The organism is Corallococcus sp. 4LFB, assembly GCF_046520365.1.
Lineage (GTDB): Bacteria > Myxococcota > Myxococcia > Myxococcales > Myxococcaceae > Corallococcus > Corallococcus caeni.
The window spans coordinates 1-1,984 of record NZ_JBKGHJ010000874.1; the positions used below are offsets into that span (position 1 = coordinate 1).

Below are 1,984 nucleotides of genomic sequence, written 5' to 3' on the forward strand. Positions count from 1 at the left end.
CTAACTGGTCCGACAGTCGGACCAGTTCGCGTTGTCCAGCTGGCGCGGAGGCTCCCCGGCCAGGGCGGCTCTCCCAACTGGTCCGACAGTCGGGCCGGTTCGCGTTGTCCGGAGGGCGCGGAGGCTCCCCGGCCAGGGCGGCTCTCCCAACTTGTCCGACTGTCGGACCAGTTCGTGTGATGTGGCGTTGACGGGGAGACCCAACCGGGTTCTCACCTTCTCATTCATGGGGACAGGAGGGATGTCCGAGGGCCTGGGCCTGGAGGCGTCCTTCCGCCGCGGTGGAGGCTTGAACGGGGATGGACTCACAGGCGCGAGGAGCACTGGGACAGGCCGCACGCGAGCACGAGCGCTTCCTCTGGGGGCTCTGCTACCGGATGACGGGCGTGGCGGCGGACGCGGATGACCTGGTGCAGGAGGTCTATGCGCGCGCGCTCGCGGCACCGCCGGAGCGGCTGGACACGCTGCGGCCCTGGCTGACGCGCGTGGCGGTGAACCTGGCGCGGGACCACCTGCGGCGGCGACGGCGCGAGGGCTACATCGGACCGTGGCTGCCTTCGCCCGTGGAGACAGGCGATGAAGAGGTCCCACCCTCGGCGGAAGCACGGCTTCCTGGCGGCGGCTCGACGGAGGGTCGCTACGAACTGCTGGAGAGCGTCTCGTTCGCCTTCCTCCTGGCTCTGGAGGCCCTGTCACCCAAGCAGCGGGCGGTGCTGCTACTGCGCGATGTCTTTGATTACTCGGTGCTCGAGGTGGCCGAGGCGCTGCGCATGAGCGAAGCGAACGTGAAGGTGGTGCACCACCGCGCGCGGGCGGCGATGGCCGCGTATGACCAGTCGCGCTGCGTGCCCACTCGCGACCTGCAGGCCCGCACGCGGGCCGCGCTGGAGGCCTTCCTCGGCGCGCTGATGACGGGAGACGTGGCCGCCGCGGAGGCCTTGCTGACCTCGGATGCGCGCGCCCTCTCGGACGGAGGCGGCAAGGTGCGTGCGGCCCTGGTGCCCGTCGTGGGGGCACAGCGCGTCGTCCTCGTCGTCCGCCGCCTGATGGAGCTGCGAGGCGCGCCGGTGGCCTGGGAGGTCCGGATGCTCAACGGACTGCCCGCCATCGTCGCCGTGTACCCTCCGGGGAAGGACCCGCTGTTGGCCCTGCGCACCGTGATTCGCGTGGACGTGGATGCGAACGGACGCATCCACGCGCTGCATTCCGTGTTGGAGGACCGGAAGCTCGCGGGCGTGCGCATGCCGGCGTGACCGGAACCTGGGGAGATGCTGACTGTCCTGGAGCTTCCGTGAAGCGCATCCGTTTGACCGAGTTCCCAGGGCGCGGCGAGCGGGGCTCGCCACGTCCATCAAAGCTCCGCTCGCGGCCGTGAGCCCAGGCCCCCCGAGGTCATCCGCTCGCAAGGGCCCGGAGACCTGGTGCCGCGGATTGAGCGGGAGGACGCAGCGGGGCCCTGCGGCGACGGCACCGTGGAGTGCTTCCGGGCCAGCTGGGGGCTCGACAGCGCGGGCTTCAACTGGAAGTGGACCGGCTCCGGCTGGCAGCGGATGGGCGGCACCGTGAGCAACATCTCCACCGCCTCGGATGGGACGCTGTGGGCCACCAACCCGGCGGACTCCCACCGCGGCCGGCGATGGGGCCGTGTGGGGCCTCCACGCGCAGGGCCTCGTCTACAAGTGGCAGTGAGGCCGGGCCCCGGGGGAGGGGCAGGCGCGGGGCCGCGCCGTCCACTCCTGCATTGCCCCCAGGGATGAAGCCCCTGTCCAAGCGCTCCGCCCGTCACCAGTTCCGTGGTGCGCGGCGGGGCGAGCGAACGGGGGGCGGGCATGTCGGGACAGGGGGACGACTCACCAGCGAGGGGCGCGCCGTCGCTGTTCGCCCGGCTGGCGGTGGGCGTGTTCCGGCACCGGGGCCGGGTGCTGGTGGGCGCGCTCCTGCTGCTCGGCGCGGCGGTGTGGCGCTGCTCGGGCGGGGACTCACA

At 72.0% G+C, this 1,984-nt stretch carries 2 protein-coding genes; one reads left to right on the forward strand and one right to left on the reverse strand.

Annotated features, from left to right (window positions below; translation table 11 throughout):
• The first annotated feature begins 299 nt into the window (after positions 1-299).
• Complete coding sequence (locus ACLEQD_RS42200) at positions 300-1,253, forward strand: sigma-70 family RNA polymerase sigma factor (RefSeq protein WP_410391601.1); 954 nt, start codon at positions 300-302, stop codon at positions 1,251-1,253.
• Positions 1,254-1,351: 98 nt separating this feature from the next.
• Here the strand turns inward: ACLEQD_RS42200 and ACLEQD_RS42205 are convergent, their stop codons facing one another.
• Positions 1,352-1,606 (reverse strand): hypothetical protein, encoded by a 255-nt coding sequence (locus ACLEQD_RS42205; protein WP_410391603.1) that lies wholly within the window; start codon positions 1,604-1,606, stop codon positions 1,352-1,354.
• Positions 1,607-1,984 lie beyond the last annotated feature (378 nt).

Bases quoted from the DNA above. Each gene is read 5' to 3' on its own strand.
- ACLEQD_RS42200 (WP_410391601.1), top strand. From the start codon at position 300: ATGGACTCACAGGCGCGAGGAGCACTGGGACAGGCCGCACGCGAGCAC.